At 40.8% G+C, this 23,046-nt stretch carries 22 protein-coding genes and 1 pseudogene; 13 read left to right on the forward strand and 10 right to left on the reverse strand.

The window, feature by feature from the left end:
- A partial coding sequence (locus ACM0OY_RS12980; RefSeq protein WP_414569260.1) for a pentapeptide repeat-containing protein occupies positions 1–2,638 on the reverse strand: 2,638 nt, incomplete at its 3' end.
- 142 nt (positions 2,639–2,780) lie between these two features.
- Between ACM0OY_RS12980 and ACM0OY_RS12985 the strand changes: the two genes are divergently transcribed.
- Both ACM0OY_RS12985 and ACM0OY_RS12990 read left to right on the forward strand, forming a co-directional pair.
- Positions 2,781–4,532, forward strand: coding sequence for a DUF3685 domain-containing protein (locus ACM0OY_RS12985; protein WP_414569261.1), 1,752 nt, complete (start codon positions 2,781–2,783; stop codon positions 4,530–4,532).
- Positions 4,533–4,592: 60 nt separating this feature from the next.
- Positions 4,593–5,306 carry a diacylglycerol/polyprenol kinase family protein gene (locus ACM0OY_RS12990; protein WP_414569262.1) on the forward strand — a complete coding sequence of 238 codons (714 nt, stop codon included), beginning with the start codon at positions 4,593–4,595 and terminating at the stop codon, positions 5,304–5,306.
- 49 nt (positions 5,307–5,355) lie between these two features.
- On the opposite strand, the pseudogene ACM0OY_RS12995 reads toward ACM0OY_RS12990, so the two are convergent.
- Positions 5,356–5,514, reverse strand: a pseudogene (locus ACM0OY_RS12995) (ISKra4 family transposase); the annotation flags it as partial.
- Positions 5,515–6,498: 984 nt separating this feature from the next.
- Here ACM0OY_RS12995 and ACM0OY_RS13000 point away from each other — a divergent pair.
- The 3 genes from ACM0OY_RS13000 (at position 6,499) to ACM0OY_RS13010 (ending at position 10,411) form a co-directional block, all read left to right on the forward strand.
- On the forward strand, positions 6,499–7,749 hold the full coding sequence (locus tag ACM0OY_RS13000; RefSeq protein WP_414569263.1) for an alpha-xenorhabdolysin family binary toxin subunit A: 1,251 nt from the start codon (positions 6,499–6,501) through the stop codon (positions 7,747–7,749).
- Between the two features lie 214 nt (positions 7,750–7,963).
- A complete protein-coding gene (locus ACM0OY_RS13005; RefSeq protein ID WP_414569264.1) occupies positions 7,964–8,959 on the forward strand; it encodes an alpha-xenorhabdolysin family binary toxin subunit B in 996 nt (331 codons plus the stop codon).
- A 285-nt stretch (positions 8,960–9,244) separates the two neighbouring features.
- Positions 9,245–10,411, forward strand: a complete 1,167-nt coding sequence (locus ACM0OY_RS13010) for a hypothetical protein (RefSeq protein ID WP_414569265.1) — start codon at positions 9,245–9,247, stop codon at positions 10,409–10,411.
- Between the two features lie 383 nt (positions 10,412–10,794).
- Here ACM0OY_RS13010 and ACM0OY_RS13015 read toward each other — a convergent pair whose 3' ends face one another.
- From ACM0OY_RS13015 to bioU, 4 genes are all read right to left on the reverse strand, one after another.
- Entirely contained in the window at positions 10,795–12,249 is a 1,455-nt protein-coding gene (locus tag ACM0OY_RS13015) for a dihydrolipoyl dehydrogenase family protein (RefSeq protein ID WP_414569266.1), read from the reverse strand.
- 104 nt (positions 12,250–12,353) lie between these two features.
- Complete coding sequence (gene cobD, locus ACM0OY_RS13020; RefSeq protein ID WP_414569267.1) at positions 12,354–13,481, reverse strand: threonine-phosphate decarboxylase CobD; 1,128 nt, start codon at positions 13,479–13,481, stop codon at positions 12,354–12,356.
- A 26-nt stretch (positions 13,482–13,507) separates the two neighbouring features.
- Complete coding sequence (locus ACM0OY_RS13025; protein ID WP_015111786.1) at positions 13,508–13,792, reverse strand: HU family DNA-binding protein; 285 nt, start codon at positions 13,790–13,792, stop codon at positions 13,508–13,510.
- A gap of 643 nt (positions 13,793–14,435) precedes the next feature.
- A complete protein-coding gene (bioU, locus tag ACM0OY_RS13030; protein WP_414569268.1) occupies positions 14,436–15,440 on the reverse strand; it encodes a (S)-8-amino-7-oxononanoate synthase BioU in 1,005 nt (334 codons plus the stop codon).
- A 231-nt stretch (positions 15,441–15,671) separates the two neighbouring features.
- Between bioU and ACM0OY_RS13035 the strand changes: the two genes are divergently transcribed.
- The 4 genes from ACM0OY_RS13035 to ACM0OY_RS13050 all read left to right on the forward strand — a co-directional run bounded on the left by ACM0OY_RS13035 (position 15,672) and on the right by ACM0OY_RS13050 (position 17,812).
- Entirely contained in the window at positions 15,672–15,860 is a 189-nt protein-coding gene (locus tag ACM0OY_RS13035; protein WP_414569269.1) for a DUF6888 family protein, read from the forward strand.
- Positions 15,847–16,101: a DUF6887 family protein gene (locus tag ACM0OY_RS13040; RefSeq protein ID WP_414569270.1), complete on the forward strand. Its 255-nt coding sequence runs from the start codon at positions 15,847–15,849 to the stop codon at positions 16,099–16,101. The genes ACM0OY_RS13035 and ACM0OY_RS13040 overlap by 14 nt, the downstream gene beginning before the upstream one ends.
- 304 nt (positions 16,102–16,405) lie before the next feature.
- Positions 16,406–17,473 (forward strand): PIN domain-containing protein, encoded by a 1,068-nt coding sequence (locus tag ACM0OY_RS13045; protein ID WP_414569271.1) that lies wholly within the window; start codon positions 16,406–16,408, stop codon positions 17,471–17,473.
- Positions 17,474–17,563: 90 nt separating this feature from the next.
- On the forward strand, positions 17,564–17,812 hold the full coding sequence (locus tag ACM0OY_RS13050; protein ID WP_414569272.1) for a DUF4926 domain-containing protein: 249 nt from the start codon (positions 17,564–17,566) through the stop codon (positions 17,810–17,812).
- 117 nt (positions 17,813–17,929) lie between these two features.
- On the opposite strand, the gene ACM0OY_RS13055 is transcribed toward ACM0OY_RS13050, so the two are convergent.
- Positions 17,930–18,193 (reverse strand): DUF2442 domain-containing protein, encoded by a 264-nt coding sequence (locus ACM0OY_RS13055; protein WP_414569273.1) that lies wholly within the window; start codon positions 18,191–18,193, stop codon positions 17,930–17,932.
- On the reverse strand, positions 18,165–18,410 hold the full coding sequence (locus ACM0OY_RS13060) for a DUF4160 domain-containing protein (RefSeq protein WP_414569274.1): 246 nt from the start codon (positions 18,408–18,410) through the stop codon (positions 18,165–18,167). The genes ACM0OY_RS13055 and ACM0OY_RS13060 overlap by 29 nt, the downstream gene beginning before the upstream one ends.
- A 12-nt stretch (positions 18,411–18,422) precedes the next feature.
- On the opposite strand from ACM0OY_RS13060, the gene ACM0OY_RS13065 reads away from it, so the two are divergent.
- The 4 genes from ACM0OY_RS13065 to ACM0OY_RS13080 all read left to right on the forward strand — a co-directional run bounded on the left by ACM0OY_RS13065 (position 18,423) and on the right by ACM0OY_RS13080 (position 20,213).
- The gene (locus tag ACM0OY_RS13065) at positions 18,423–18,620 is read left to right on the forward strand and encodes a type II toxin-antitoxin system PemK/MazF family toxin (RefSeq protein WP_414569349.1); all 198 of its coding nucleotides are present in this window, start codon (positions 18,423–18,425) and stop codon (positions 18,618–18,620) included.
- Positions 18,621–19,116: 496 nt separating this feature from the next.
- Positions 19,117–19,326 carry a DUF2997 domain-containing protein gene (locus ACM0OY_RS13070; RefSeq protein ID WP_073643060.1) on the forward strand — a complete coding sequence of 70 codons (210 nt, stop codon included), beginning with the start codon at positions 19,117–19,119 and terminating at the stop codon, positions 19,324–19,326.
- A gap of 39 nt (positions 19,327–19,365) precedes the next feature.
- Complete coding sequence (locus tag ACM0OY_RS13075; RefSeq protein ID WP_414569275.1) at positions 19,366–19,752, forward strand: DUF1257 domain-containing protein; 387 nt, start codon at positions 19,366–19,368, stop codon at positions 19,750–19,752.
- Positions 19,752–20,213, forward strand: a complete 462-nt coding sequence (locus ACM0OY_RS13080) for a ferredoxin (RefSeq protein WP_414569276.1) — start codon at positions 19,752–19,754, stop codon at positions 20,211–20,213. The genes ACM0OY_RS13075 and ACM0OY_RS13080 overlap by 1 nt, the downstream gene beginning before the upstream one ends.
- Positions 20,214–20,467: 254 nt before the next feature.
- Here the strand turns inward: ACM0OY_RS13080 and ACM0OY_RS13085 are convergent, their stop codons facing one another.
- Together ACM0OY_RS13085 and ACM0OY_RS13090 are read right to left on the reverse strand one after the other, a co-directional pair.
- Entirely contained in the window at positions 20,468–20,752 is a 285-nt protein-coding gene (locus ACM0OY_RS13085; RefSeq protein WP_414569277.1) for a YiaA/YiaB family inner membrane protein, read from the reverse strand.
- Positions 20,753–21,195: 443 nt separating this feature from the next.
- Positions 21,196–22,854: a DUF4335 domain-containing protein gene (locus ACM0OY_RS13090; protein ID WP_414569278.1), complete on the reverse strand. Its 1,659-nt coding sequence runs from the start codon at positions 22,852–22,854 to the stop codon at positions 21,196–21,198.
- Positions 22,855–23,046 lie beyond the last annotated feature (192 nt).

A 23,046-nucleotide genomic window follows, 5' to 3' on the forward strand; every position in this document is an offset into this window, starting at 1 on the left:
GTTGAAGATTTGCGCCTGTGAGGTTTGCTTGTTGAAGATTTGCGCCTGTGAGGTTCGCTTGTTGAAGATTTGCGCCTGCGAAATTCGCCCCGATTAATTCCGCATTGGATAAATTTGTTTGCTCAAGATTTATTTGGGTTAACGTCACTTGCAATAAAGAGGCTGCTGATAGGTTGAGTCCTGCCAGAGACTTGATTCGGGTTATGAAGGCACTTTTGTGCAAAACAGTTGTCCTAGCAATCAGCACACTTAACGCCTCTGGATTGAATTCTGTCAAATTGACTGGATTGCCACAAGGCCAAAAAGGAATTTTTGTTTCCCGATGGCAAGCACAAAGCAATAAAAACACATTCAGTCCGACAGCAGCATTTACCTGCTCAACATTCACAGGGTTTTGTAGTGCGTAAAAATTAGTTAAAGCTTTGTGTGCGATTCCCTCATCTAACCAACGCCCTTGACAGTAACCACGCCAGAAAGATAAAAGGCGTTGAAACAAAACTTCAAAAGAAAACCGAGCCTTTTGCTCTTTGCGTAATCCCTCGATCGCCAGTTCTTCAATTTCCTGACTAACAATCCCATAACCCAGTAAATTATAAATATGTTGGGCTACACTACCGGGAGAATCAAGCACAAAACTAACTGTCCCATAACCCTCATCTTGGTACTGAGTCAACAATTTCAACTCACCAGCAATAGCTTCCGCACAAAGATATTCTCCCAACTTAATATACGAAAACTCAACCAAATTCCTTTGCGTTTTTGCGCGGCAGTCGCTATAACGGGGGGAACCCCCGCAACGCGCTGCCTTGGCTTTGCATGAACTTTCTAAATCCCTAACTTCAAAATAAAACCCCGGTAAATTCTTCCATTCCTCATAGATTTGATAACGCTGTGATTGTAGAATCTTCAGAGCGATCGCTTGCATCTGCTCAAGTAAATCTTCGGCATGGCGATCGTCGAGTAAATTAGCGATCGCTTCTGGAGTCCGGTGAATATGAGCAAATCCCGATCGCAACAGCATTGTCTTCATGCCACCAGTTAGCGGATAGCCTAACAACCAACGACTCAAGCGATGATGAATTTCCCATAACAAAGCAGCCTTGGTATCTAATTGCAATAACTCATCATCTAACAAGCCCTCACGGTGCAAAATACCCAATAAATGCAGCATTAAAGGTTGGCGGATAAAAACAGATAATTCTGGAAACTTTGATTTTCCAAACAACCCCGCTTGTTTTAAAAACGTAAAGAAATTTTGAGCAATAGGCAACAATTGTACTTTTGTCCACTGCTGAAACCATTGTTTGAGTTCTTCCACATCAAACGGTTGGATAGCAATTCGCTTAAATAAAACCAATACTTCTCGATCAATTTCCTGCAACGCCTTTGACCGACTTGTTAACACAATTTTGTGGCGATGCTGAGACTGAAAATTTAGCAATTGCTGAATAAAAATTGCTTTTGCTCTTATACCCTGAGCAGAAGGGGGTAGTTCATCCAGTCCATCCAGCAACAACAAACAGCGAGGATTTTCTTGTTCAAACCAAGTTGAAAGATTAACAGGAAAAGCCGAATTAAGAGTTTCAGTAAAAGTTTTACCGTATGTTACGTCTCGCAATCTAATTAGTATTGGCATCCAATCAGGGTAAAATTTTTCTGCTATTTCTGCCGCCCATAGTTGGCAAAAACTAGTTTTTCCATAACTAGGTTCTGACTCAACAACAGCGATGGTTTCTAAATCAGCTAGCTGTTGTTGTGTCCATGTTTTTAAATCAACTGGCGTCAGAGTTTTTTTATCCTGCTCAGAAATACTTTCTCCTACTATTAAGCCTTTTTGTGATAAGTAGATATCTTTCAGAGCAAAAGATTCTGTAAGCAATGGGATGCTCAAATTTTTAATCAAACTTGCCCGGTAATGTTCTCGGTGCAAGTCAATTTTATCGCTCACCGTAGAGCCAACTGATGAAATCCCCAATCGGACAAATTTTTGCAGTTGGGCTAAAGGGGCAGCATTTTGGGTAACTACTACCAGTAAATGACCAGGAAATGAGTTCAGCAAACGCTGTGTTATGAGTTTAGCTTCAGCTTCCTCTGCACCATTGGCCACCAACCAAGCTATAGCAGCATTATTTATTTGTTGTACCAGTAATGAGTCCGCAAGCAAAGACAGTGCTTGTTCAGCTTGAGTATCAGTCAATTTACCAGGACTGAGAGTTTTCAGTAATCCTTGCAGTTGAGGATCTTGAAGGATGTTTGGTTGAGTAGGTATTCTTGCTCGGTCTAGCCACGGTCTTTGTAGGCTTGATTCCTGCTTTAAAATTGCTTGCAAAGCTTCGAGATAAGCAATTTGAAAGGCTAGCCATGTGCCTTCGTTACGTTTTAAAGGTTTTTTTTGGCTGAGACTACGCAACAAGTTTGCTGTCAACTCGGAAATAACCCTGATTTCTTGGCAAACAACAGTTAAGGGTAGTTCTAAAATCTCTACCAAAGTACAGATATCAAAAGGCATTAGACTTTTGACTTCCATATCCTGAACAATACGGTAGGCAATACCCGCCAATTGTCCCGCAGAAAATCCGCTGATTCCATTGATTGCGATATTATGTTCTGCCAACCAGTGCCTAATACTCAGGTTCATTTAATTACACGCCCAAGGCTGCTATGGCAATTATGATCGATTTATTCAGTTTGCGAAAACAAGTCACAATGAGTAAGGCAAAGTTTTGTATCAAAAGTGTTTTTAATGTGTAAAAAACAGTACTTGTATAATTGAGCAGACTATGAGCGATCGCCCTTTAAAATTACTGTTAATCGACCAAGACCCAATTTTTCGTCTGGGATTACGGGTAGCTCTAGAAGCAATTCCTGACCTGCAAGTTACAGCAGCAGTAGAAAGTTATACAGCTACCTTGCAGATTTTAGTAGAAATTGCCGAACAAGACCCTAACCAAGTGAATTTGGTAGTTTTGGAATTAGGTAATGGTCGCTCTACCACTAGTCAGCAGCTAGGATTGCAATTCTGTCGGCAACTGAGAGCCTTGTACCCCAACCTGCCAATTTTCCTCCTCAGTTCTGTTCAACAGCAAGGATTACTATTAGCTGCCAAATCCATTGGTGTAAATGGCTACTCTCCCAAAGGCACGCCTCTTTCTGAGCTAGTCATCGCCATGCAACAAGTTGCAGCTGGTGGTTCCTATTGGTTTGACCAAACCCAGGCAATAATAACGGGAACATCCTGCACAGACGCGATGAATCGCGTCTCTACCTCCTCCCCACTCCCTTTCTTCAAGCTGCGAAATAATTTACGTTTGTCAGGAATTGATTACATTAACGCTACCTTAGCGGCAGTAACAGCACAATTACAAGTACCTGGAATACCAGTATTAGATCAGGCAATTCTGGCTGGGCAGCGAAGAGAACTGCTGGCAGCTCGTTGGTTACTCAATCAGTTGCTGGTTTCGCCACAAGAAAGGCAAGAAGACAATATTCCGGTTGATGATGAGCCGTATGTGAGTTCTTCATTGAGTAGTGCCATTCAACAAACCCGAATGCCGCCACCTCTGCTCACTACAGCAGCGTTACAATCTGCTTTGTTTACATCTTGCGTTACTAAACTTCAATTTGCTTTAACAAATGTAACAGATACACCTTTAGAAATTGACATTTTGCGCGAACAAAAAAAGCGGGAATTACTTTATTTGATTCTGCAAAAGCTGGCTCAACAATTGGATGAATTGCGGGCTTCTGAAATTGAGATCGATCAATTATCTGGAGTACAAAACACCCTAACAAGAGATTTATGGCAAGCAGCAGTAACAGATTTTTTTGGTAAATTTTCTGTAATTAAATCAGGTAAACAAAATATAGAAATTGTAAATGTCCTGCTGCAAAATACCCAGGTTGTGCAGACAGAAATTCTCAATAAAATTCCCTTAGTTTTTGAATTGTATAGTTATCTGCTATTTCAAACAGAAATGTACATTAATAATGCTTCCTATCCAGCTGTCAGCCTTGAAGCAAAAACCCAAGCATCAATGATTTTAGAGAACTTTTTGATTCAGGTAGCAAATGGAGTTGTGCAACCATTACTCAATTCCTTAGCAGATGTAGAAATGATTAAGCAAAATTTTTATGGTAGCCGATTAATTTCCACAAGAGAAATTGAAAGATTTAGAAACGAATTGTCATGGAAATATCGTTATAATAATTATATAAATGAAGCTCAAGCAATTTTTGAAAGTCGCTACGAAATATTTGTAATTGCGCCTCGCGGCATTGCTAAAACTTCAATTTATGCCCCCCGAAACCAGGAATTAGCAAAACTTTCTAATATTCCTTTATTCGTCACACTGATTCTAGAATTTAGTGATGCGATCGCACCGCGTTTAAAATCACTATTAGCCTTTTTCGGTAGCGGTATTGTCTTCATTTTGACCCAAATAATAGGTCGTGGTTTAGGTTTAATCGGTCGTGGTATTCTCCAAGGTATTGGTAGCGTTTCCTTAATAGAAAAGAACTTTAAACGAAAATAGCGATCAAAGTGAAGGGGATGACGCTTAACTGATGACTAACTGACTAATGACTAATGACTGATGACAAACAACGATATTATCGGGTTAGTAATTTCTTACGTATACGCAACTAGTCTACTTGCTGTTGGTGAGGGACTACGTAAGCTGTTTGGTGTCAAGCCGGATTTGACTCGTAAGGTAATCCATGTTGGTGCGGGAATGTGGGTTTTCGGTGTCCTGCTGCTGTTTAATCGCTGGGAAATCGGAATTATACCTTTTGCTACGTTTATCGCACTGAATTATCTGTTCTATCGCTACCGGGTCATTGGTGCAATGGATACCGAAGATAGTTCACCTGGTACAGTTTATTTCGCTATTTCCGTGACATTACTGTTTGGGTTGCTGTGGCGGCCAAGTGGCCCTGTAGATAACGTCCCAATTGCTGTAGCTGCTGTAATGGCTATGACTTGGGGTGATGCACTAGCGGCCTTAATCGGTAGGCGCTTTGGACAGCATAAATACCAAGTAGGTAATTCTGTGCGTTCTTGGGAAGGTTCAGCAGCGATGTTTGTAGCCAGTACAGCAGCGATTTTCTTGGTGCTATTGCTACTTCCTGCTTCGTCCCTTAGCCCCCTAGCAATGCCTTTGAGTTTAGGATGGGCTTTATTGACAGCGATCGCAACTGCTACTTTTGCGACTCTGGCTGAAGCAGTCTCACCCCACGGCACCGATAACCTCAGCGTACCATTGGTAGCAGCAGCAGTAGTTTGGGCAATAATGCAATTGTTATTTTAAGCATTTTATACATAACACCAAATATACAAGGAGTTAATTTTTAGGAAGCTAAAGGTTTAACTATAGATTCAATTGCGCCAGAGCCTATAGAACAAATTTGCTCGGCTTGATAATACTGGTAATTGATAATGCGGTGTCGATGTTTCTCAAGTTAAACGCAGAAATTCTCAGCTTGTTTAAGTTTACAGCCAGCAAAGGTTGTGATCGCACGAGCGTATTCAATTAAAAGTTGGTTTTCTTCTTCAGTCATGACAGTTCCCATTTAAACGATCGCATGGATTATTCCTTTACCTTCTCATGCTTTATTTACCTTTTTTGGAGGAATAAAAACTGTGATGCTCCCTGATAAATTTGAGCGCAGTTTCGGAATTTTTTCTCCAATTAAAAAATTTTAATAAAGCAGGAGTTGATTATAGTATTTTTATGAATTTTTAGTTGTGAATAATTATGTATATCTGCAATAGTTTTTTTTTGTTATCAAATAAATTAAGAATATTGACACAGCATATTGCTATTCATACTACTGTGTTGTAATATCTAAACGTCAAGCTAAAAAGCATTGTTTAACATATAAACACTTGCTTTTTAGCACTGCGATATCATCGATTGATCCAAAAGCACGTCAAACTTAAATAATCATTTAGGTAAAGGCAGAAAAACGACCCAAGATTTGTTTATCAAAATAGAATACATGCGCTAATTCGTCAGAATTCAGTATGAATTGGAGTCCAGCTGGCGGATGAATAAATAGTTAAACACCACACTAAATCGAAAATTTAGTGGTCTTCAATTAGTGCGCTGCTTCGCCACACGCTATTGTTCTGAATTCTGAGTTCTTTTCAATAGTAGTTATGTGTGGTTGCTTTTTTGGATTATGCAACTACACTCTATAGGTTATATGAGTGCAGAATTTGCATTTATAGGATTCCTATTTAATTGCGTGAAAAAAATTCAGTACAACTCTGAAAAACCGTCTTTCATGTTCCCTGTTCTCTACCTATCGCGCTTCGTGCACCACGCAAGTAAGTTCAGAAATTGAATCGGATTGCTGTATTAAGTGGACAGAATTTGAGGTAATAATCAGCATTAATCCTGATAAAAGACCTCATTTGATAGCTAAATGTAAACTGGAAAAACCCTCGCAATAAAAGGGTTTGAGAACTAAATTTTTTTACCAAAGGAGACTAAAATCATGCCTTTAACAGTTACTAGTCCAGCAGAGATAAAAGCTTTGTACGATGCTGGGGCTGAACATGTTATCCCCAAAGAGGACGCATCAAAGGAGCTATTAAGACTAGCAACAGCAAGTAGCGAGTTTGAAGGAGGGCGGGACGAGATTGGACTGGTACTAGATACCGAGGCGATTCTTCAGATTAAGCGATATGAGAAAAGAGGGCTAGCTTTACCTAAAACAGAAGGGGAAGTTCATACCTATTTAGGGGGCGAATCGGATATTCCAGGACTGACTAATGCAGAATTGCTGGCCACTTTCCTTGACATTAGAACCAATGCTGGGAATTGGTCGCCACTGGAATATGGGATTATACAGACAGCAGCACAACTGGATGTTTTTGCTATTCAAGTAAACTCTCAAGGAGGAAAAGCTTCTGATTTTCTCTTGGAAATATTATTAACATATTCAGAATTGATGGACATCGATCCCGATAGGTTAAGCGACGAAGATTATATGCGAGAAGTTCTGGAGAGCCTTGATGCTGAGGCTGACGTTGCCAAAGAACAAGCTACCAAGCTCGCACTAACTAAGGGGATTATAGACAATTTGGCTAAGAAAACAGAAGAATATTACAAAGAAACCCAGAATTTATTAGAAAACATCAAAACCTTTAAAGACGAACTAACTAACTGTTCGGATCAAGTTAAGGGCAAAGAAGAATTATTGCAACAACTGAATATTGATGAACAATTAGAACGAAAAAAAGAGGAGCTAGACGCTAAAAAGGCAAGGCTAAAAGATTTAAATGCTCAATACAATAAGCTTGTAGGTTTAGCGTTTACTGGAGCGCCAGGCGGTGTAATTGGACTGGCAATTACAGGTACTATTTTTGGCAAACAAGCAGCAGATACCCGAAAACAAATCAAGGAAGTTGAAGCAGAAATTAGAGAGTTAGAAAAGGAAATTGACAAACTTTCTCGATTAGTCAACGTAATTACTAGCTTAGATAGTAAGTTGGTAGGGTTATACACCGTAATGATTCAAGCCGAAAAAGGGGTAATGCAATTAGTAACAATTTGGACAACTATAAATGAATTATTGAAAGCTGCATCTTCAGAAGCCGCCGGAGTTATGACTGCTCCTGATGTCTTGACGCTTTGGATCAGTTTTGATGCGATGATCAATCCCTGGGAAGAAGTGGGAAAAAATGCAGCAATAGTCAACAAACAATTCCAAGATGCCCTGGATCAATGGGCGCAAGAGAATTGATAAACAGGATCATCCAAAGTCTGTAAATAAAGAGCATTTGTCCTCTAGTATTGACGGGTTAAGTTTAGCACCAATGGGATTTACGCAAATCTAACGTATTTTCGTACCGAAGCAATCTCAAAGCCTTGATTTTCGTGGCGAGTGCGTAAATCCCAACCAAATTAAAGGTTTTTAAAATCAAATCCAAACCCCAAAACAAAGGAAAAATTTGATCATGAATAGAAGAAATTTTGCCATGAGTCCCATGCCAGATGTAAGTTTTGCGGTCATGGAAACAAGTAAAAATACTATCAGATCTGCTTTTCAAAAGTTGGAACAGACTGAATATGATGGGTTCAAGGAAACTTGTGAAGCAATTTACAATCGCGTTAACAAAACCTTTGAACTAGCAACACAGTCAAAAATAGCAGTAAGAATCCAACTAACGCAAACGGCAAACACACTTGAGAATTACAACAAGCTGATCAAAGCAGCACAGCCAGAATCTGAACAGATTAAAAGACTGCGACAGGACGGGGATAACAAGCTTAATTCAGCAAGAGATGAAATAAACTTGAAGTCTGAAGAATTGGAAAGAGAAGCATCAAATATTAAGTTTTTGAACTTTGAAAACCTGGTAGATGAAGTCAAAAAATTAAATAAACAACTGGAAGAAACTATAAATCCAAATATTGAGAAGTATGAAGCAAAAAAAGCTCAAGCAGAACAAGATTATGCCGATATTTCGGCAGCGATGAAAGTGTTTGAAGATCGTAATCTTTTTGAATTTATTTCTGAGACTATTCCTACTCCAGAGGAACTAAGTAAAATACTAAAAGTTGGGATGGAAAGCCCAGAATTAGCTGCTGTCATAGCAGGGCTTGAAGTCTATAAAAAATTAACCCATGAGATAGGAGAGGGTTTTAGCTACGTACAAATGAAAAAGGCAAGGGATTATACCTATGAGCAAATACAGACTTATACACGAGAACTAGAAACCCTGAATCAAAGAAAGGGTAAAATCGAAATCAAGCTGAAAGATTTGGAAAATATTAGCATCATTGAAAGCGAAAGGTTTACATTCACAGAACAAGTAAAAAATTTAGCAACTACTTATGACTATTTTATCCAAGATATTAACTCAACGTTAGCAGCAATGGGAGTGTACGAGAACTATGACAATATGCTCGAACTACTGAATGAAATGGTGGCTCATATCGACAATTTGTAAATTTTATAGAACTTGAGCCAATTTGATTTTTTGTTTCAAAAGAAGGCATCTCAAGGCTTTGATTAGCTGATAAAAAAGGCAATACTAAATCTATTAAGTCTTGCGTTTATTCCTGGCTTCGGTCTTATTTGACAATAAGTTAGGACTTTAAGCACTCGCCAAGAAAATCAAGGCTTTGAGATTGCTTTTCTACAAAACACTACGCAAACCCATCGCAATAACGAAAACACGTTTGGTTTGCATAATTTCTGTGAGTCAATAATAAATTGATGAGGAAAAAATTCGATGAAAAAAGCTAGTAGCGTTTTTACAGTTGAAGACTTATTAAAAATCAAAGAATATTCCAGAGTAGCAGTGCTTATGCCTGTTTACAAAGAAGATGTCATAAGCTGTTTAGGGTACAATCATTCACCCATAGAAGCCCTTAGCCCTGAAAGTTTTTTAGAATTGTTTGAGAATATCAATAATAATGGCAGGCATTGGAACGAAGTCGAAAAAACTTTTAAAGAGCGCTTAGAAGTCATGCTGCGTATTCACAACGCCCATGATGGTGATGTTGATAGAATGCTGCAAGAGTTGGACGAGATGATTAAAAATGAAAAAGTAGGAGATATGACTCCTATTGCTGATGGCATCAGAAGTATTTGGGTAGATTTGTGGTATGAAACAGACTACAACAAATACGCCACCCAGACACTGGAACGGTTTAGAAAAGACATGATGGAACTAAGTGGCGATATACAACTCAAAATCGACCTTGCTGAAAATATCAAAAATGTTGATATTAAACACTTTTTATTTAACCTCGAAGATGAGTTTCGCTTAATCATAGCTTTTTCCATAGAGGCAGAAGCTGGTTCTCAGGCATTATGGACTCAGTGGAGCCTTCTGACAGCAGAACTGGAAGCTGCAAAAGATACGGCTAGCAAAGTTTCTCAACAAAGCGAACTCGTTGAGCTATATGTGGCTTTGATAGATATTAATGGTATGTTAGAAGAAAGCTATAAGGAAACTCAATATATGTCAGATTGCTTCGCTAATGCTGACAGTCGCTATGAAAATGAGTATCCACAGAGAATAGCTCCATTAGGGAGTTATATTAAAGATTCCAAAGATGTCACATTGATTGTTAGCGCCCAATGTCAAAAAGCTGATGGCAATTGGAATCCGTCAAAAATTGAACTATTTAATTTCCATCCACTAATGAATCTCATTTCTAATCAAAATGGTGAATTAAAATTGCAGGACGAGGGCGATTGGAGCAATCCCCATGATGGCTATTGCTATTACCCAGCAGGTAGTTATAGGAAAAGTTCTAAAAATATAGAATTATTACTCACGGCACAATGTAAAACTAGCGCTGGTAATTATCAATACAGTACATTTCCATTGACGAACGAATTTATTATTAAGTTAAAAAATGATAATGGGGTTTTAAAAAAAGAAACTTAATCTAAAAAAACTGTGATGGATATAATTAGGGCTTGCTAAAAAAGACACAAAAAGCATGAATAATGAATTTATTATCTCTTTGTTGTCTCCCACTACTTATGAACTTCAAATTAGTGTCACAATTCTTCGCTCTTATTTATTCTTGCTGATAAAATAAAAACTGGGATGCACCCGCGCCACAGTCGCAGCATTAGCATTCAACCGAGCCAGGATAATGAATATTCGTGCTGCCGATAGAGAAATTGGACGGCATCCACCGCCTTTTGACCCAATTCAAAGTTGAGAGTTTAATGTGTTGTTAATATTATTGCTAAAACTGCGATCGCTACAAGTCCTATAATTTTTTTCATTCCCCAAAGCTGCTCTCTTACATGCCCAATAATTCACAAATTCCAATTGCGGCGAAAATGGAAGAAGCCTTCCAAAAATTCTTCCAAAGGGATGTTAGTATTTAACTTTTGTTTCCTCCACTCTCTGACAATTTGCTCCACAATTTCTGAGAAACTTAGATAGATGGGAGAGAAATTTACTAAATCTTTGATTTTAATTTTTTCAGACATAGCCAAAGCAATCAAATTAATTAATTCTCCAGCTTCTGCACCTAATATTGAAGCTCCTAAAATTTCGCCATTGCGTAGCACAATTAATTTACATATACCGGTGGTTTCATCCCGGAGTTGGGCTGCTGCCACTTGTTTAAAATATTTTCGTAAAACTAAAAATTCATCTCGACGAAATTGGTGTTTTGCCTGTGCCTCAGTCAAACCCACTTGCGCCATCACGGGCACTGAAAATATTCCCCAAGGAATACAGCGATAATTTACTCGTAATCTGGGGAAAAATAGTGCATTTTCCAGAGCAATTTTGGCTTCATAATGAGCGATATTTGTAAAGTCGTAACCACCAATGACATCACCACAAGCATAAATGCGGTGATTGGTGGTTTGTAGTTTATTATTTACCACTAAACGACGCCCATGCCATTTCACGCCTACCGTTGCCAAATTTAAAGATTCAAGATTTGGCTGTTGTCCGGTAGCCACTAAAATTTCATCAGTTTCAATGGCTTTATCTCCTGCCTGAAGCCACTTTTTATCATCAATGCGCCTGACTTGAGTTACTGGTTTTTCGGTGAGGACGCGTACACCTTCAACTTCCAACTGTGCTTGGAGCAGTATGGCTATTTCAGGGTCAATATGAGGTAAAACATAGGAATACTTGACTACCAGTGTTACATTGCAACCGAACCGCGCTAGAGTTTGAGCGATTTCAATACTTTGGGGAACCCCGCCAATAATTACCCAATTTTTGGGTAAGGCCGTTTTGTTTAGGCACTGCCAAATATTAGCTAGTGTCAAGTAACCCGTAGCTTCTAATCCTTCAATTTCCGGAATTTCCGGACGCGAACCACTAGCTAGCAAATAGGTGCGTGCGCGTAATAAACGATTGTTAACAACAAAAGCCAGTTGTGCTGAGGACTCAAATTGCCCAGCACCAACGATGACATCGACTCCCTGCGCGGCTAGGATGGCTGGAGAATGTTGTTCTTCAAGATTTGAGGCAACAGCTTGAGCATAAAGCATCGCTTCCTCCCATGCCAGAGATATGTGGCATTTTTCTGAGGTATCAGCGTGTGTAGCATGAATACCAAAACCAGCAGCATTACGCAATTTTTGGGCCAGTTTAGCAATTTCACTGAGAGCGTAATGATTAATAAACCCATAGTCTACTTCGGGTTGTACCAAGGCAACTGTAGCACGTAGTTGGCTGGCAGCAAGGGCAGCGTGGTATCCGGCAAGACTGCCACCAATAATTACGACATCGTAATCAATAGTCATTTGTTATTTGGGCATTGGGCATTGGGCATGGGGCATTGGAGGTGTGGGAGGTGTGGGAGGTGTGGGAAGCTTTTTTATATTCTCCCCACACTCCCCCATCCCCCTTATCTTCCCCACTCACTCACAGCTGTGAGTAGGTGTTGGTTATCGGACTCTTCACGTACAGCAACCCGGAAAAAGCGATCGCCTAGTTCTTTAAAGCTAAGGCAATCGCGGATTAAAATCTGATGGTGCTTGAGTAATGCTTGCTGTAACTGCGAAGTAGATTTTTCAGACTCAACCAGTAAAAAGTTAACAGCACTCGCTTGGGGTTGCAATCCGGGAATTTTAGCTAAACCCTGAAAGAGTTGTTTTCGTGCAGGTGGTAGCCATGTCCAGGTTTGCTGTTGAAACTCCCTATCCTGGAGTGCCGCAATTGCCGCTGCTACCGCTAGCGTGTTTACAGGCCAGGGGTCGCGCCATAGCTGCCACTTAGACAGGCTGTCGGGGTGAGCGATCGCATATCCCAATCTCAGTCCTGGGAGAGTGTAAAATTTTGTCAGCGATCGCAATACTACTAAATTCGCATATTCCTGCACCACCGGAATTAAGCTTTGTTCCTCATTGGGTGGTACAAAATCCATAAAGGCTTCATCCACCACTACCAAGGCAAATTGCTCTAGGTAGGGCAAAATCGAGTCCCGCGAAAATAGCTTGCCCGTCGGGTTATGCGGGTTATTCAGCAACAGTCCTTTGTCCTTAGTCTTTTGTCCCCGAAGTTCTGAGCCAAGGAAGCCTTGGCTCAGACTTCTCTGTTTGTCAAGAACTAATGACAAAGGACTTATGACCAATGACTCTTGACCAATGACTAATGACAAAGGAGACTCCAGCACTTTAGCTTTGTACGCTGCCAAGGTTCGGTAGTAGTCGCCAAAGGCTGGAGTTATTAAAATTGTTGCCGCTAATTGTGCTAATTCTCTACCTATTAAAGTAAGTAATTCTGCTGAGCCGTTACCCGGCAGAATCCACTCAGAGGGCAATTGATGGAAGTGACTGAGAGCTAGTCTCAGTTCACTATAATTTGGGTCTGGATAGTGCTTAATATTACCAATTTGGGACACGATAGCAGCGATCGCGCTGTTTGGCGGTCCCAAAGGGCTGATGCTAGCAGAAAAATCCAGAATAGCATCAGGGGGACAGCCAGCCAGTGCTGCTGCCCAGGCTAAATTTCCCCCGTGTGCTGGTTGCCGCATCAAAAAAAGGTTTCCTGAAACAGAGCCTATGATTTTGGGGGTGCTACCCTTTCTCTAAATAGCTTCCCTGCCGAGAAGGCAGGCACCTTCGTCGCGGGAATTTCCATTTTTTCATTTGTTTTCGGGTTGCGACCTTCACGAGCTTTACGTTCCCGTGATTCAAAAGAACCAAATCCCACCAGCGTTACTTTATCGCCAGAGGAAACCGCTTCAATAATCGTTTCCAGTGCGGCAGTTAAAACTGCATCGGCTTGTTTCTTGGTAACACTAGCCTTTTCAGCTACAGCATCAACTAATTCACCTTTGTTCATGTCAAACTCCTAAGGTTTACTTGAGATTTTTTACGGATGTATGTTGATACATCTGTACTGAAATCTCTGTTGCTAGAAATACAAAAATCATCCTTTGGGAGTATTTTTACTCAAAACGGCTGTACATCCCATCGGCTCGACTTTTCAATGAATCATTCTAAGGCGTTGTAGCCTGATGTGGATAGATGAAACCATTAATTTATATAGATTTCAGGATTTTTTGTAGTTTTAGGGTACTTGTTACACTAAAAACTACCCCAAAAGTAGGAAAAAATACTTAGTGAAAACCCTAGTCATGAGAGGAACAGGAGGGGGAGAGATGGGGATAAGGGAGATGAGAGGAATGAAGGAGATAGGTAGATAACTACTCACTCCTCACTCAGCATTTAGCACTCAACTTAGTATTACTAGGAGTCTGGGCTAATTTCTATAATCGCTTCACGTTGTCGTAGGCGTTCTCAAGCATCTGGAAATGTCGCTCTGATAATCTGCCTGAGATTACGATTTGTAAACTTAATCAAAGTAAAAGTAAAAAGGCAAAAGACAGAGACAAAGTTTTTCTTTTGTCTTTTTACTTTTTAACGCTTCGGGGTTCGCCAGTTGCTTTCAGTCGGCGAACTGCAAGGGCGTGCTGACTCACTTGTTACTTCACAAATTGGGGCATAATTTCGGCAGCGGTAAATATTCCATAAATACCGCGTTGGTGCAATTGTCTACCAGCTTTGAGATAGCCGAAAGCGGGGCCGCAGACATTGGCTGCCATACTGGTTTCATCTCCCAAAGTAAAGGTATGGGTGGAAATTTTACCTTCAAAGGTGCGTCCTGTTACCTTAACGTTGGTGCTGAGGGGTTTTTTAGGATTGCGAGTATCGACTACACCACCAACAGTAACGCGATCGCGTCCCACTATTCCCGCTACTTCTAACATCACATCATCGGCGTGTTCCATATTCTCTAAGGTCAACACGCCATTAGTTTTATCTAATAGTGCTTCTACTTCTGCATCAGTCATCGCCCTAGCAGTTTCCACTGTGTAACCAGGTATGTGTCCGATGTCTTCCCGAACCGTGGCGCGGTAAGCTTCCCAGTTGGCAATTCCCACACCAAAAGTAATTTCTACCTTGTGAATTTCGGCATAGCTTTGGGCGGCTAAAGCAGCGGCAGCAGTTAACAGTCCAGGGGTAGCACCGCATCCTGTCATGTAGGTAATTCCAGCTGCTTCCAATTCTTCTTTCATCGCCAGTAATTGTTCTACAGCACTGGTACGCTTAATCGCATCCACTAACACACCCCGCCAACCAGATTCGATAAACTGCTTGGCAACTGAGGGAATAAAATCATTTGGTAGGTTCGGTAAAGCCAGAAAATACCCATCTACAGGCTGATTGGTAGCGATTAAATCTTGAATACTGTTATTGCTTAATGTGCCAACTGGCTCTAGATAACCCACCGAACCTTGAGACTGATACGTAGCGATGCATTCTTGAGTATTTAAACCTTCAGCGGCATAAGCGTAGCCCTTTTGATCTGCTGCTGCGACTAAAATCATTTCGCGTTTGCCAGCAAGTAGCTTGGCGGCGGCTTGTCCTAGTCCGCCAAACCCCAGTACTCCCACACGGATTATTTTGTTCGCTTGTTCTGTATTCATAGTCAATTTGTTGAGTTGAATTAAAAGCCTTTAGCATTCAGCATCTCAGCTTCCGGATTATAACTGACAGCTGATGGCTGATAGCTCAAAGCTATAGAGGTTAATTATGATTCATTATCCTGGGTTCTTTGGCTGACTGATGTTTTTTTATGCAAGTTGCTTGCACAGTATCAAAAATTAATTTTTATCAATCACTTGCTAGGATAATCAATAGAGAAAGAAATGTTCGGAATGCCTACTGCTGCCCAGCTAGAGAGTCTGTACCGCATCGCCTATCAACTTACGTATGTTATGCTTCAACCCATACATCTTGTTTGTATTGATAATCGAACTCGCAATGTGTATTTACTAGCTGGCTATAGCGAAGAATTAGAGTTTCAAATTCTACCCAACGGGGAGTTTGCTGATGAGCCGCGTTAACTATGATGCAATGTCTAATGCTGAGTTAAGAGAGTATTTTCTCAAACATCGTAAAGATGAGGCTGCATTTCAAGCGTACTTAAACAGAATTAACCAACGTCCACTCAGAATTATTGCATCTCTCCACGACCCTGATTTTGATGAAAAGGTTCAGGCAGCTATTCGTCAAAAGTTAGAAGCTGCAAGAAATGGTAGCAACCACCCATCTAATACAGCATTGGAACCGAAAGACCAAGATTAATCGCAGTCTACTCATCACCCGCAGTGTATGTACAGAAGTTTTCTGTACACTAACTAGCTTAGAGGTTGTTTGAAAAGTGTTTCGCTGTGACTTTAGGCACTTTTAGATCCCCCCGAACCCCCCTTAAAAAGTGGAGAACCAGAATCAAAGTCCTCTTGGAAAGGAAGATTTAGAGAGATCTAAAACTTTTGATACCAACAAGAGGACTTTTCAAACATCCTCTGAGAGAGTTTTTACAGCCTGTCAGACTTTTCAAACACCCTCTGAGATTTCTTAAGAAAGTACATGAGAAAGGTATGTATTGATGGATATAGTTATTGATGCAAATGTCATAATTGCTGACCCTTGGTTCCGCTCACAAAGGATGCGAGTGCTTCTGGACTTCGCTGAGAAGCGTTTTTCACAAGTGTTACTGCTTGAACCTGTTGAAATGGAAGTTCGCGCTCATTTCAAAAGAGAAGTGACTGCGCGAGGCAACAGTATTGAAGCTGCTATTAAGAATGCCGAACGAATAGGAATAAGAGATACACCTGAGTTTGATGCTAAAGAAGTATTTAAGTGCACATTTACTGCATGGGAGGAAAATTTAGAAAAACTTGTACGAAGTAGACGTTTGTTTCGCATTCCTCTTGAAGCTTCTGTTTTACATGAAGCGATGCAAAGAGCTACGGAAAGAATACCACCATGTACTGAATCTGGGAAAGAACTCAGAGATACCATCATTTGGTTATTATTTATTGAAACTTGTAAAAAACGTAGACATGGAGAGCAATATGTCTTCATCTCTCAAAATACAAAAGATTTTGCCGCCCCAGACAAAACTTCATTGCGTCAGGAACTTGCAGGCGATCTAGCTCAAAATGGCTTAACAGCTTTATATTACCCTTCACCCGAAGCTTTCAACAAAGAACATGCAGAACGATTTGAACATATAAATCTTGAGTGGGTTCAAGCAAGAGTTAATTTGGATGAAATTGTAAATAGTGTTCGTGAACGTTTAAAGGAAGATAGAAGTTCTTACTTTCGCATTTCTGATTCCGATTATCGAAACTATTATGAGCCAAGATTTGTAGAAAATATTAGGCATTTAAATGTTGAAATCACTGATCCAGTATATATTTGGGATTTTGATGATCGAACTATAGAACTTAGTATAGGGTGCAGTATCGATGTAAAGGCAAGTGTAGAGTGTGGAAGAATTAATGCTCCAAGAAGCACGACCTTTTATAGTGATTATTATGACGACCTAGATGATGATTTTCCATCTACTCGTGTTTTAAATTGTTATGCTGAACTAAGTGCTGACATCTCGGCTACAGTGTCGGGTGATTCACTTGAATTTACCAACATTGAAGCAATCTATCCTATCTAACTTTAGGAAGCGATCGTCTACGTTAGTGCTTAAAGCGATCGCTTCAAATCACTCTTGAAAATAGGGTCTGCAAATGATAGAAGATACAAGATGAATAAAACTAGAATTAAGTTGCTGGATGTAGTAGCATTGGTAGTTGACCTACCTGAATACAATCTCTGGCGCGGTCAAGTTGGTACAGTAGTAGAATTATTAGCTGGCGGTGCAGCATTTGAGGTTGAATTTAGCGATCGCCACGGTCGCACATACGAATCTATCGGTTTACGCCCAGAGCAAATTATGCTGTTAAATTTTGAGCCAGCATCCCCTGATTCAGCCTCGGAAATGGTGACAGCTTAAGCGATAATATCCAGAGCGATCGCTCATCGCAGCCAAGTATAAGAACTATGAATATAATACGATCGCCTATCCTAGTATTGAATGCGTAGGCGTAGCCAGCCGTAGGCATCGCTTAACTTACCCTTTAGGTTTTGGTGCAGGTGCGCCACGCAGCATTCCTTCTGTGCTGAGGTCTTCATCGATATCTTCCCAATGAATCCCATAGCCACCACCGCAGGTTTTCCATTTTAATCGTTGTTGAGGCGTAGCATTGAGGAGTCTAGGATACCAAACTAATGGTACTGTGATTGTTCGCCCATCCATTAAGTCAACACTGATAGTTTCGTCGGTAAAGCGGACATCTTTAACTCTCTCATCCGCCCGAATTGCCGAAATACCCATCCCAAGCCTCCAAAAGTTTTGCTTGATTGTCTTGTACTAACACTTCTAATTTTCGCAGTTCTTTAGGGCTGAAACCAATGCTACTTGATAAACTCACCTGCTCAAGCCAAAATTTAGCTGTTGAGTCATCCCGATCAATATGAATGTGGGGTGGCTCATTAGGTTCATGACTGTAAAAGTAAAATCGGTATGCACCAATTCTTAAAATTGTTGGCATATTTCTACTGTTATCGTTGCTCCCATGACTACGAAGGGTCAGGCATGTCCTACACGCATAGCCTGTGAGTTTCAAGGCAAAGATGGGCAGATTGTCCTAGATCAAATACGCACAGTGGATAAAGCTAGATTAGTTAAACCACTTGGTCAAATTAGTGACCACGAACAAAAATTAGTTATCGATACCTTAGCTGAAATGTTTGCAGAATAAACTACTTTAAACCTCAGTACAGCAGATATCTGTAAACACTTTTTAGTGCTGATTTTGACTATTATCTCAAAAGGTTTAGAACTGCGATCGCACACTCTACCATTTTGTTGCGCTACACTACGCTGAATTCCACCTCAGCGATCGCCAAGTTTAATGATAATGATCAAGTTTTTCAATAAATTTGTATTTTTGTAACTAATTTAGCTACCCATAGCACCTCTAAATGCTTATTTTTAAGACTTTTGCTACTTACCTAGCAAACTGAATTATTACCTTGACTAATCAAAGAGGTTAAGAGAGACTAACTAAAGACTGATGTGTGTGATAGCAAAATTAATAATTTTTGTAAAGATTCTGAGATATATATATTGAAAGATGGAACATTGGTTAACAAATGGCAAGTTTGTATCTAAGTAAAAATGTTCCGATGGCTATATTTGTAGCTTTCTGCTAAGGCAGTACAATTCAAATGTACTTATCGTGGTTGGCCAAGAGCATGGAGACATTAGAGTTCATAATCTATCCAGATGGTCGGGTACAAGAAAAAGTCACTGGCATTGTGGGTGCTTCTTGCGCTGAGGTTACAGCAGCAATAGAGGCGCAGCTGGGGCAAGTACTTAAAAATGAGCCAACCTCAGAATACTTCGCCGCGAAGGTGCAGCAATCGAACGTGGCGAATACGCACACCACTTACAGCGATTGGTAAGTTTTCACAGTAGTTTAGTGTCATTTAATTCAAACCACCATGTCACACTTTAGCCAAATTAAGACTCAAATCCGTAACCTTGATTCTTTGAAAGATGCTCTGACTGAATTAGGCATAGACTGGAAACCAGGCCCACACGTAGTACGCGGTTATCGTGGTCAAACTCATCCTGCGGAAGTTAGCATTGAGCAGGAAAATGGCTATGACATCGGCTTTAGATGGAATGGCAAAGAATACGAACTGGTGGCTGACTTGCAATATTGGCAGCAAGATCTTTCTGTGGATGGATTTTTGCGCCAGGTAACACAGCGCTATGCTTACCAAACAGTGATGAAAGAAACTGCTCGTGTGGGCTTTCAAGTCGCTGAAGAACAAAAAAATGAAGATGGTTCAATTCGCCTGGTAGTACAACGCTGGAGTGCGTAATGGCTGATTTTCTGCCGTCGCTGGAAGAACAAGAAGACAACCGTTCCGGTTTGGAACCAGAATTAGGGGGTTTTTTGCGGGATGCCCCAGAACGTTCTGGTTTAGAACCGGAATTGGGCGGTATGCTTCGCCAAAATGGTGTTTATGTTGACGAAATCACCTGTATTGGTTGTAAGCACTGCGCCCATGTTGCGCGTAACACCTTTTACATTGAACCAGATTATGGGCGATCGCGAGTAATTCGCCAAGATGGGGACGCCGAAGAAATTATCCAAGAAGCAATTGACACTTGTCCGGTTGATTGCATCCACTGGGTTGATTACACTGAACTCAAAAAGTTAGAAGAAGAGCGCAAATATCAGGTAATTCCTGTAGTAGGCTATCCCGTAGAACAGGCGGTGGCTGCTAGCGAACGGCGACGCAAAAAGCAAAAGTTAAGGACTAAAAAATCCCGTTATTAAGATAAAAAATTTAAACGAATATGATAAAGGACTGCTAGATTCAGTCCTTTTATTTTATGTCATATACTTAATTTTTGAAAAGTTATAGCCGTAGTCACACAGGTTAGGACATTTTGAAAGCATGGAAGCTAAGAATAGTAATACTTTTACCTCCTGCCTTCTGCCTTCTGCTATATAGTAGAGAACAGGCAATATGCTATTCCTGAAACAGCTTTTTGATAAAAACTGTTAATCCAAAATTGTTCTAATTCTGTTTATTTGAAATTGAGAGGGTCGTGTTGTGAAAGCAATTTTTCTACTTTTGCTTCATCGATTCTAGCCGTTAATTTTTTAGTTTCGTGCAAGTCTCTAGTGGTCTTTGCTAAAGTAAAAGTTGAGCCAATAGAAAAAGCCAAACCCATACCCATAAAGCCTTTGACCCAGCTATCCACTGGCAAATGCACAATGCCAAAGGTAGTCATAGAAATAGAAAGTAGAAAAGCTGCCCATGTTTGAATAACCCAAGCTAGACTGTCTTTTTGAGTACTACCTGTTTGCATATTACCTACCTTTTACCTAAGTGATACCAATTTGAAAAAACAATGTGACAAATAGACCATCTGTAGAGACGCGATTCATCGCGTCTTCATCCAAGTATGTGTTGCCATCATTAATTGAATTGGTATAATTAATACCAATTTTTGAAAATGAATTCAGAACTAATTAAAGAAGTAGATTTTCCCCTTTCCTTTGTAGAGAAGGGGTTGGAGTTAGGTTCAGCTGAACTCGCGTCGATCTGAATTTTAAGACTTGTATTTTGAGTTTGATTTCAGATAATTGCTGTTAAAAATAATTGTATTGATTGGTAAGTTTACTGATATCAATAGTCATACCAGTTTGCTAACTGGACTCAAAAACCTGAGCTTGAGAGCAATTAGAGCAAACAAAAACTGGCACAAGATTTGTACCAGTTATCGAAGTGTCAACAAACGGATGAGTTTACTTAATCATCTGGAAAAGTCTGTACCTTGCCATCAGGACTGAGAACAACTCGAATTCTGACATTTTGTCCGCGAGTATTGGCGGAGACAAAAGGTTGACCAACTCCTGGCATCCCAGCGCTATCAACGTATTCTCTTGCTGCTTTATTCAGGGGAAAAATTCGTTCAACTGTGCCGTCAACACTGACTATTAAACTGTATTCTAATGTTTGTCCTAATCCCGCAGGTGGTTGCCAGCGCTTTGTTAAATATTCTCTGGCTTGTGCTATTTGAGGTGTATCAAATAATGTGCCGGTTGCCACTTGTCTAGATGTTGGGGTTTTGCTTCCGTCCCCTAATTGATCGATAAATGGATTAGTACTAGCAGTTCCAGAGGAAGGCTGTTCTGAGGAGGGTTTATTTACAGGAGAAGCTGCCTGTAGGGCACTGATTGTTTCGTCCAGTTGTTGTGAGCTTAGTGGGGCAGGTTGGGTGGGGATATTGCCACGGTTGATATTGGGTATGGTGGCAACAGAGGGGGGAACTACTGGTGAGATGTTGGGTGATAAAGTGTTTGTATTAGAAGATAGGCTGGAGGGTAAATTCCGCCTCTTAGGGAGAGCATCTGCTTGGGGATTTGAGCCTGTGAGATTCTGTCCCAAATTTGGTAGTATGGCGATTTCCTGTCTGGGGGTTTTGCTAGATGGTGCGTTAGCGAAGCTCGCCGTTGGCGAAGCCTCTCGTAGAGAAGGCATCGCAGAATTATTAGGAACAGTTGGAGTCGTGCCCTGAGCTATAGGGGGTATGACCAGTGCATTATTTGGCAATACAGGTGGTGCCTTAGACAAGCTAGAACCAGTGGTTGTTAGTGGTGTTTGGGGCAAACTAGATGCCGGAGGTGGAGGGGTGGAACCGAGCAAATTATCTGCTGGGCTGGTCAGTCCAGGCTGGGGTGCGGGAAAGGTTAGAGAGGGTGAAGGTTGTAACGCAGTCTTTACCTCTGTGGGATCTGCTGTTTTGGCTGTCTGTTGCTTTTGCCTGATGTTGTTAGCATATTGCCAAGTAACTGGTAGGAAGCCGACGCCTAATACTAATACTGCGGCAATCGGCGCCCAAGCCGGGAAGCTCATATCTGAACTCCTACTGTTAAGAGTTGGTAGTGCCATAACATCGGTTGAGTATTCATCTAAAGCAGTTGCTAAATCGAATAGTTGCAACAAACTCAGTTGAATCACTGGGCCAGATGTTTGGTTGGCGAGAGAACCAAGAAATAGATTGTGAGTTAAATAGGTGCTGGGTTCTAAATGTATATTTGCGCCTGAAACTTGGGTATTAAAAGAATTTAATGTTTTTGTTGATAGCTCTAATTCTGGCTCATCTAGAGCTGTGCCTGATTCTTGGGGACCTGAGAAACTGACCCAAAAGCTTTCTGGAGGCTGTTGGAGGAATTGTTGCACATAGCTAGTGACTGCATCAGACAAAGCTTCCAATTGGTTGCGATCGCCCCGAATAGGAACTCTGTGTTCTTCTGGTAGTCGGGGATCGTCAAAACGTAGCTCAAAGCTAAGCTGCTTGAGGACAGTTCTCCCCATCCAACGAGACAAAGGCGAGCTTTGCGCGAATACTTCTAGCGTGCAAGTAGGGGGTGTGTAGCGACGAATCACAGTATTTGATAGAGGCATGGCAGGAACTGCAAGGAAGACTATTTGGGATTTTGCGTTCGCGTAGCGTGTCGAAGACAAAAGTTGAGACTTAACAACTATGTTCGATTGTTTTTTTTGTGCAAACTGATGTGCAAGGAAGAACCAATGTTGATAGCGCATTGCCCAGGGCTAGCGTTCGTCAAAAGGGTTTCTTGACCTAGCAAACTTAAC

This window comes from Nostoc sp. CCY 9925 (assembly GCF_963920935.1).
Classification (GTDB): Bacteria; Cyanobacteriota; Cyanobacteriia; order Cyanobacteriales; family Nostocaceae; genus Nostoc.